General features: G+C 71.3%; 7 protein-coding genes and 3 tRNA genes. 5 read left to right on the top strand and 5 right to left on the bottom strand.

Features of this window, described 5'->3' with window-relative positions:
* Positions 1-124 precede the first annotated feature (124 nt).
* Entirely contained in the window at positions 125-829 is a 705-nt protein-coding gene (locus GSY69_RS12980; protein WP_202411109.1) for a DUF1345 domain-containing protein, read from the top strand.
* Positions 830-2,204: 1,375 nt separating this feature from the next.
* Here GSY69_RS12980 and GSY69_RS12975 read toward each other — a convergent pair.
* A complete protein-coding gene (locus tag GSY69_RS12975) occupies positions 2,205-3,710 on the bottom strand; it encodes a hypothetical protein (protein WP_160954259.1) in 1,506 nt (501 codons plus the stop codon).
* A gap of 127 nt (positions 3,711-3,837) precedes the next feature.
* Positions 3,838-5,382 carry an FAD-dependent monooxygenase gene (locus GSY69_RS12970; protein ID WP_160954258.1) on the bottom strand — a complete coding sequence of 515 codons (1,545 nt, stop codon included), beginning with the start codon at positions 5,380-5,382 and terminating at the stop codon, positions 3,838-3,840.
* 134 nt (positions 5,383-5,516) lie between these two features.
* Between GSY69_RS12970 and GSY69_RS12965 the strand changes: the two genes are divergently transcribed.
* Positions 5,517-6,302, top strand: coding sequence for a TetR family transcriptional regulator (locus GSY69_RS12965; protein ID WP_160954257.1), 786 nt, complete (start codon positions 5,517-5,519; stop codon positions 6,300-6,302).
* 245 nt (positions 6,303-6,547) lie between these two features.
* On the opposite strand, the gene GSY69_RS12960 is transcribed toward GSY69_RS12965, so the two are convergent.
* The 3 genes from GSY69_RS12960 to GSY69_RS12950 all read right to left on the bottom strand — a co-directional run bounded on the left by GSY69_RS12960 (position 6,548) and on the right by GSY69_RS12950 (position 6,872).
* Positions 6,548-6,620 (bottom strand) — tRNA-Phe (locus GSY69_RS12960).
* Between the two features lie 61 nt (positions 6,621-6,681).
* Positions 6,682-6,755, bottom strand: a tRNA-Asp gene (locus GSY69_RS12955).
* Positions 6,756-6,799: 44 nt separating this feature from the next.
* A tRNA-Glu gene (locus GSY69_RS12950) sits at positions 6,800-6,872 on the bottom strand.
* Between the two features lie 241 nt (positions 6,873-7,113).
* Here GSY69_RS12950 and GSY69_RS12945 point away from each other — a divergent pair.
* Genes GSY69_RS12945 through GSY69_RS12935 form a run of 3 tightly spaced genes read left to right on the top strand, consistent with a single transcriptional unit; the run spans position 7,114 to position 8,629 of the window.
* On the top strand, positions 7,114-7,362 hold the full coding sequence (locus tag GSY69_RS12945) for an AbrB/MazE/SpoVT family DNA-binding domain-containing protein (RefSeq protein ID WP_160954256.1): 249 nt from the start codon (positions 7,114-7,116) through the stop codon (positions 7,360-7,362).
* A complete protein-coding gene (locus tag GSY69_RS12940) occupies positions 7,359-8,288 on the top strand; it encodes an ABC transporter ATP-binding protein (RefSeq protein WP_160954255.1) in 930 nt (309 codons plus the stop codon). The genes GSY69_RS12945 and GSY69_RS12940 overlap by 4 nt, the downstream gene beginning before the upstream one ends.
* Positions 8,285-8,629 (top strand): hypothetical protein, encoded by a 345-nt coding sequence (locus GSY69_RS12935; protein WP_235936554.1) that lies wholly within the window; start codon positions 8,285-8,287, stop codon positions 8,627-8,629. Before GSY69_RS12940 ends, GSY69_RS12935 begins: the two co-directional genes overlap by 4 nt.
* The last annotated feature ends 107 nt before the right edge of the window (positions 8,630-8,736 follow it).

Genomic DNA, 8,736 nt, shown 5'->3' with positions numbered 1-8,736 from the left:
CCCCCGCGCGGGCCCGCGCGGCGGCCGCGCCCGTGCACCGCTGACGGGCCGGGCTCGCTAGGCTGGGTGCGAACGGACCGCCGCTGCCCGCGCGGGCCCGCCCCACCGCCGGAGAGGACCCCTCGTGCCGCAGCCCGCAGCCCACCGCACCTCGCCCCATCGCATCCGCTGGATGTTCGAACGCCGCCGCGTGCTGCTGAGCGCGATCGCAGCCCTCATTGTCGCGGCGGTGGTGTTCCCCGCCGCCGCGGTGTCGTCCCAGTTCGCTTACGTGGATGCGCTCGTCGTCGTGCTGCTCGTCTACCTGGTCGTGCACATGGTGATCACGGGCCTCGTCTTCCACGGCGCCACGGACGCGGACATCGATGCGTGGGCCGAGCGCGACAGCCGCGGCACGTTCGCACAGCGCTACCTGCTGGGCACGGCGCCGGGGCCGGGCGCGTCGATCTTCGTGGCCGCGGTTGCGATGTTCGTGGCGATGGTCTGGCTGCCGGGCAACGACTCGACCTCGCTGCCCACGTGGCTGCGCATCACGATCGGCGTGACGCTCGTCGTCGTGGCCTGGTGCGAGGTGCTGCTGTCGTTCACCGTGACGTTCCGCGCCGACGATGCCCTCGAGGACGACTCCGGCCTCGACTTCCCGGGCACGCGGAACCCGGCGCCCTCGGACTACGTCTACTTCGCGCTGTCGGTCATGGTCACGTTCGGCACCACCGACGTGAGCGTGACCTCGAGCGACATGCGCAAGACGGTGACCGCCAACGCCATCATCGCGTTCGTTTTCAACACGGTCATCGTCGCCGCGGCCGTGTCCGTGCTCATGGGCTGAGCCGCTCCGCGCTGCCCCCGGGCCGAGGCGCGGGCGGAGCATCGCCCGACCGCGCCTCGGCGGGGCGGGCGAGCCCAGAGCGGGCGCTGGGGACGAGGCGGGCCCGGCTGCGGGACGCACGGGCGAGCCCGGGACGCGCCTCGGGGGCGGTGGGGCCTGCTCGCCGGATTGCCGGGGCTGGGGTGTGGAGGCTCCGGGTGAGCGGGGCGCGGGTGCGCTCAGGCGCCGCGGCCGGAGCCCCACTGCTGTCCGGGCGCAGGGGGGCATGCCGCCCGGGCCGGGATACGCCTGGCCCGGAGGGACCTGGCCGGCGCCGGGCTGGCCGTTCGCACCGGCCTGGCCAACGCCGGCCTGGCCGGGCTGGCCGGCCCAGGCGCTCGGACCACCGCCGTAACCGGGGGCCGCACCCGGGCCGTAGGCCTGATCGGCGCCGTGAGCCCAGGTTCCCGCCGCGCGAGCCTGGGAGCGCTTGGCCGCGCTCGTGCAGATGAGCACGATGATGAGCAGGATGGCGCTGTAGATGACGCCGAAGACGATCGCGCCGATGCACTGCACGAGGGTGCCGGCCGCCCGCGAGCCGCCAGCACCGCCGAGCATGCGGGTGACGATGGCGTTCTCGAAGACGCGGACGATGACGGTCGGGGCCGTGGCCATGAGGAAGGCCCACCAGCGGAAGCCGCGGGCCGCAAGGTAGGCGCTGATGAGGAGGCCGTTGGCGATGCCGTACACGAACGGGAAGAACAGCAGGATGAGGAAGATAAGGAGTGGCGCATCGCCTTCGACAGCGGGTCCGTCGAACAGGAGCGCGACACCCCCGTACACGGCGGACGTGAGGATGCTCAGCCCGCAGGAGCCCCCGAGCAGCCAGAATGCCACCCGGCGGGGCTTCCCCGCCGGATGCGCCATGGCGATCGCGATCCCCATGAGGAGGGTGCCGATGAGCGCCGCCGCGATCCCGGGCAGCGGGCCCCACAGGCTGTCACTCGCGGGCCCCAGAGCCGTATACAGGACGAATGCGACGATGGGCGTGATGAGGGTGAGCGCGAAGAGCGAGGCGCACGCGAGGATGAGGCTGCTGGGCGGGCCGCCTGCGGCCTGCGGCTGGGTGGGTGCGCCCGGCTGGCCTCCGGAGGCCGGGGGGCCGGCCTGGGCGGGCGCGAGCGGGCCTCCGGCGCCCTCGACTCCGGCGTTCACCGCGTGCGGGTGGTAGTCCTGCTGGCCGTAGCCCGGCGCACCCGGAGCGTAGCCGTAGCCGGGCGCCCCCGGCCCCGGGTACGGGCCGCTCGGCTGGCCCGAGGGCCCAGCTGCTGCGGGTGCTCGCTCATGTGTGCCTCTCCGGTGCGTCGGTTCGTCGTGCCGGGCTGCGTGCTCCCCATTATGCCCGCTCGCTACGAGGCTCGTAGCACGGTTCGCGTGTGCACCCTCGTTCCCTGCCGGTCGCGGATTCGAGGTGCGGGAGCGTGTGAGGTGCGCGTGCTCCAGTGGTGGGACTGATGTCGAGGTGTGGTTCGTGCGATTGCCGAGGTGTGCTGGCTGCCGAGGTGCGGCTCGTGCCGAGGTGCGGTTGCCGCCGAGGTGTGGCAGCTGTCGAGGCGCGGCTCGTGCGGCTGCCGGGGTGTGCTGGCTGCCGAGGTGCGGCTGCTCTCGTGATGCGCTGGCTGTCGAGGTGCGGCTCGTGCGGCTGCAGCCTTGCCTCGGACCCGGGTGATGTGGCCCCAGGCGCCCCGCTGGGCTCAGCGCGGCGGCGGGGGATCGCCCGGGGCTTCGGGTGGGGTCGAATGTGCGGAACCCGGCGGGGATTCCGACGTGGCCCCCAGTTCGGACTCGGGAGCTGAACCGGGGCCGGGCGCGGGTGCCGGCCGTGGTGCGGATGGGTCGGGCCGCGGGTCGGCCCGCGGCGGCGGTTGGTCGGGCGCAGGGCGGTGCGGATCGGCCGGGTGCGATGAGGGCTGGTACGGGCTGGCCTGGTGCATTGGGGTCTGGCTTGGCGGAAACCGGTGCGGATCGGCCTGGTGCGGCGCGGCGGCCCGCCTCTGTGTGCCCGGGCTGGAAAATCCCGGGGCCCGGCGGGGCTCACCGGTACCCGCCGGGCGGCGGCCTCGCAGATGACCACGATGGCCACGAGGAGCGCCGCACACAGGATGCCGAGCAGCACCCGGGCGCCTAATTGCAGCGCCGCGAGGCCGGGGGCGCTGTGCACCAACCGCACGAAGATGCGGCCGGTGAGCAGCGAGTAGGCCAGGCGCAGGAGCACGACGACCGCGATCGCCGCGCAGAACGTCCACCAACGGTAGGCGCGCGCGGCGAAGAACGCGCTCATCATCAGCCCGTCGGCGATCCCGTACACGAGAGGGAACACCAGGGAGAAGAGCACGCTCAGAAGGGCGAACGCACTCGCCGTCGTCCCGCGGCCGTCCTGCAGCGGTGCGAGCAGCGCGATGAGCACCACGGACGCGAGCACCGAGAGGAGCAGGCTCGCGCCCAGCAGGGTGAAGGCGGTCGTGCGCTGGGCCCTGCGGGGCCGGGTCATGAGGATCGCGGCGCTCATGATGGCGGTGGCGGCGCAGCAGGCGATGATCGAGCCGATCTCGGCCCACACGGTGCTCGTGTTCGTCGAACGCTCGGCCGACTGGGTGAGTGCGAACCCAGCGGCGGTGACGAGCGGCGGCAGCAGAGTGAGCGCGCAGACGGCGAGGACCGCGATGACGACACTGGCGGTCGAGCCCGCGCGGGCTGGGCCTCGGGACTGCATTGGGGCACGGGGCTGCGCGGCGACTCGGGACTGCATTGGGGCACGGGGCTGGTGGGGGAGCGCGGCGGAGGCATCGCCGTGGTGGCGGTCCTGTCCATGGTCGCCTGCGGTCTGCCGCTGATCGCTCATCGCGCATCTTCCCCTCGCTCCCGGTGACCCCATCGTAGGGGTGCGGGAGTCGAGCGGGCGAGGGTTCCATGCGGCAGATCCGCAACGGGTGCAGCGGGAGCGGAGCGCGCCCGCTTATGCGGGAATCCTAGGCGGGGATGAGGTCGTTGGCCGCGAGCGCCACCCGCAGCGCACCGGCCCCGATGGCGCCGTCCTCCACGGGCAGCGATGCCGCGACGAAGCCGTCGGGGCGCACGAGGTAGGCGCGCTCCGCGCTCAGGCGGCCCTGCGGGTCTGCTCCGAAGTCCAACGGCCCATCGACGGCGGTAGGGAGGTCGCAATGGTCCACGTGCGCGCCGTAGGTGTGGACCTGCCAGCTCAGGCGCCGCAGTGCCTCCGCATTGGCGCCCACCTCGGGCAGGCGCAGCCCGACGGCCCGGTCCGCCCCGCCCACGGCGGCGCGGTCGGCGGCCCCGTAGCGGATCCGGTACTGGCCCAGCAGGCCCGCCACGTGGGAGCCGAGGCGGCTCGCGAGCACCCGTGGTGCGGCGAAGCCCGCGAGGGGAGCGATGAGGCGGCGCAGCCGGGCGGTGCCGCGCGAGCGCCCCGCGACGAGGCCGAAGAGCCGGTCGGTGACGGAGACGAGGCGCTTGGCAACGGGCCGCCGCTCGGCCTCGTAGGCATCGGCGGCTGCGGGGGCGGCGATCCCCAGCGCGATGTCGGCGAGGTGGTTGGCCAGGTTGTGGGCATCCTGGAGGCCCGTGTTCATGCCCTGGCCGCCCACCGGTGAATGGACGTGCGCCGCATCGCCGGCCAAGAACAGCTGGCCCTTGCGGAACGCGGAGGCCACCCGGTGGTGCACCCGGTAGGTGGAGAACCAGTCGACATCGGCGCACGTGATGCCCAGTTCGCTGCGGGCAGCCGCAAGCGCCTCGTCCTGCCCGACTTCGGGGCCCGGCGCCATCGAGATGATCCGCGCGTGACCGCCCGGGCCCATGGGGAAGAGCAGCGCAAGCGAGCCCCCGCCGATGCGGATGGCGATCGTCTCCTCGGGCACCCCGCGGACCCCGCGCAGGTCCGCCACGTAGAACGTGGCGTGGTCGGTCACCCCCTGGAAGCCCACACCCATCGCGTGGCGCACGGCGGAGCCTGCCCCATCGGCGCCGATGCACCAGCGCGCGCGGATGCGGACCAGCCCCTCCGGGCCCTCGGCCAGCGCCTCGGCGTGTGCGGGGCCGTCCTGCGCACCGGGCTCGCTGCCGTCGTCGAGGATGGCGATGAGGCGGGTGTTCCAGCGCACGGGTGCGCGTGCGGCAAGCGCTTCGCCGAGCAGCTCCTCGTTCCGGCTCTGCTCGAAGACGTGGATGCCCGGGTAGCGGGTCGCGGCGCCCTGCGCGTCGGCCAGCCCCGCCACGACCCCCGCGGCGGAGTTGCCCACCTGCACGCTGCGCGCCTCGAAGGCCTCGGCGAGCATGTCCTCCGCGAGGCCCAGCTGGTCGTAGATCTCCACCGTGCGGGCCTGGACGGCAAGCGCGCGGGATTCGCGGGTGGGACCGGACTTCGCGTCGATGACGAGGACGTCGACCCCGCGGCGGGCGAGGACGAGCCCGGCCATGAGGCCGGTGGGGCCCGCCCCCACGACGAGGGCATCCGTCTCGATGACGGGGAGGGCGGCCAGTTCGATCACTGCCATGGTGGCTCCTGTGGGTGGGGTGGCGCTCGCTCGGCTCGGGTTGAGCGGCTGTGGTGGTGGAACGGCTGTGGTGGTGGGGCAGTGGGGCGGGCGTCGATATTCATCAACCGATGAATAAACGATAGCATGCCGTCATGACGCAACGAGGTGAGCCTGGGCACGATGCCGCGGGAATGCAGGGAAGGGCGGCACATGAGGGTGCGGGGCCACGGGAGCGCGGCCGGGGACGGGCCGCCGGTCCGACACGGCCCGTCGGCCGTCCCGCCGCCGGCGCTCCCGGCGGTGCGCGCGAGGCGATCCTCACCGCGGCGCGCCGCGAATTCGCCGAGCGCGGCTTCCGCGCCGCGACGCTGCGCTCGATCGCCGGCAGTGCGGGCGTGGACCCCGCGCTCATCTCGCACTACTTCGCCAACAAGGATGGGCTGTTCGCCGCCACCCTCGAGCTGCCGGAGGGCGCCGCTGACGCCCTCGCGGATGCCCTGGACCGCCCGGCCGCGGATCGGGGGCCGGCCCTGGCGCGCGGCTACCTGGCGCTGTGGGAATCTCCCCGGACCGGCCCGCAGCTCGAGGCGCTCGTGCGCTCGGCGCTCAGCAGCGACCTGGCGATGGAGCGCATCCGCGGCCTCATCGTCGACGTGGCGACGGCGCACGGGGTGAGCGCTGCACCGGGAGCTGGGTCCGGAGCGGCAGGGGGTCCCGGACCTCACGGCGGGGGGCAGGGGCCGACGGCGCCTGCGGGCGACGGTCGGGAGGCGGGCGCGGACGTCTCGGCGAGCCGGCTCGGCATCGTCATGACGCAGCTGCTCGGGGCCGCCGTGGGCCGCTACATCGTCAAGGTGCCCTTCGTTGCGGCCCTGCCGTTCGAGGAATTCGCCGCGCAGTGCGGCCGTGCCGCCGGTGCCGTGCTCGCACAGGACTGAGCCCGCGCCCGAGGTGGGCGGCGGCGCCCGCTGCCGGCGCGCCTCGGCGACGGGGTGGGCGCGCGCCGGTCGTGGCAACGGGCGGCCGTCGCTCCGGTAGTTCCGGTGAGGAGTGCCCCGACGGTCCGGCGGTACGGGGGCGGTGCGCGCCGGTCGAGGCGGGGCCGTGCCGCGCCGGAGAAGGCGCACAGGAAGACCCCGCCTCCCAGCCTGGGGACTGGGGGAGCGGGGCCTTCCTCGTGCTGTGGCTCCGACCGGCGTCGATCCGGTGACCTTTCGATTTTCAGTCGAACGCTCTACCAACTGAGCTACAGAGCCATGGCCGATGAACTGGCCATAGAACAAAGGCTCTTCTGAAACAGAAGAGCCTATTGCTCCGCGACCCTGACGGGACTCGAACCCGCGACCTCCGCCGTGACAGGGCGGCGCGCTAACCAACTGCGCCACAGGGCCTTATTCACTTACGATCCGCATTCCGAGGGGGTACTCATCGTGCGTACCCCCAACGGGATTCGAACCCGTGTCGCCGCCGTGAAAGGGCGGTGTCCTAGGCCTCTAGACGATGGGGGCCAATCGGACCGCGAGCCGATCCGGCGTGCGAACCTCCGCAAGCTTAGCGCAGAGGTTCCGGAGTTTGCAAAACGGATGTGAGCCCGATTCCGGTGACCTCCATCACCGGTGCGAGGCCCTCGGCGGGCGGTGATTCGGGGCCCCGATGTACTGACCGGACACGTTGATTGACTACATGCCGTGAGGTCACCCCCTGGTTAGTGCCACTTGTTATACTTGTGGCACCAACCAGGAGGTCAGCATGGACATGGATCAAACGCCCCCACCGGGCAAGTACGCCGCGACAGTCAAGGTCGGCCCCAAGGGACAGATCGTCATCCCCAAGGGCGCGCGGGAGCTCTTCGACATCCACCCGGGCGACACCCTGCTCCTCCTCGCTGACGCGAACCAAGGGATCGCTTTGATGCGCCAGGAGACGCTCGATCAGATCATCATGCAGGCGATGCCTGGCCATCAGACCCCCGTGGACTCAGAGGGTGATGAGGAATGAAGAACGTCGTGAGCTGTGCGGCTGTCAGCCGCAACTTCGGCAGCTTCACTGCCCTCGAAGACGTCTCCTTCGAGGTCCGTGAAGGAGAGGTCTTCGGGGTGGTGGGCCCGAATGGTGCTGGTAAGACGACCCTGTTGAACTGCATGGAAGGACTGGACCGCCCTTCGTCTGGGCGCGTCGAGGTGCTCGGCTTCGACCCCGTGCGGGACCAGCACTCGTTGGCTCAGCAAATTGGGGTCCAGCTGCAAAGCGCGGCCCTGCCACCTCGCCTCACTGTGCAGGACGCCCTCGAGCTCTACTCCGCCTTCTACGAGCGCCCGCGGCCTTGGCGCGAACTGTTGACGGATCTGGGGGTCAAGGACAAGGCCAACGCCCGCGTTGACAGGCTCTCGGGTGGGGAGCGTGTCAACGCGGGCGTTGGCCTCGCGTTGATCAACCGCCCCCGGCTCGCTTTCTTGGACGAGCTCACCACCGCTCTCGATCCTCAGTCACGTCGAAACATGTGGGACACCGTCGAGCACGTCCGCGATAGCGGTGCAACGGTCGTTCTCACAACCCACTACATGGAGGAGGCCGAACGGCTATGCGACCGCGTAGCAATCATCGACCACGGCCGGTTGATTGCTTTGGACACAGTGACTTCCCTCATCCAGCAACATGCCGGTGACACCACGGCGAAGCTCATCCTGTCGGCGTCGCCTAGCGCAGAGTTCGACCTCACCGGAGTTCCTGGCGTGACCAGCGCTCGAACAGAGGGACGGGAACTGACCATCCGCGGCGCTGCGGACGGGCTGCAGGGCGTCCTTGCTGCACTGACGGCACACCGCATCACCGTAACGAGCATGAGCACGACGACTCCCGGCCTTGAAGACGTCTTTCTGGCCCTCACCGGTCGACACATCACCACAGAGGAGCAGGCGGCATGAACGCATATCGAGCCCTTCTCAAAGCCCTATGGCGCTCCCAGCGCCGCGACCCTGTAGGCCTGTTCTTCTCTTTCGCCTTCGCGCCGGTTTTGGTGCTGGCCTTGGGTGTGATCTTCGGTAACGATCCGCGACCGGAGTTCGGTGGACGGGGATTCCTCGATGCGACCCTGCCCGCCTTCGCCTCTCTTGTTCTCGCCATGACCGGGGTCCTCCAGGTGCCCGTGGCGATGCTGACCCTTCGTGACACGGGCGCACTCCGACGCCTGAGTCTTACGCCGCTGCGTCGTTCCACCTTCATCGCAGCGAGCCTCACCGTGCACTTGGGACTGCCGCACCGTTAGGTGACAGTTGGGGTGTTAGGCCGCGAGGCTCACGGCCGGGTTCATGATGGTCTCGTATTCGATGGGGGTCAATCGACCCAGACGTGCCTGTCGACGGCGGCGGTGAT

Origin of the sequence: Brevibacterium rongguiense (assembly GCF_009857845.1) — a bacterium.
In the GTDB taxonomy this organism is placed as follows: Bacteria; Actinomycetota; Actinomycetes; order Actinomycetales; family Brevibacteriaceae; genus Brevibacterium; species Brevibacterium rongguiense.
Note: the sequence above shows the minus strand (reverse complement) of the source record. Positions and strands in the feature narration are given on the sequence as shown.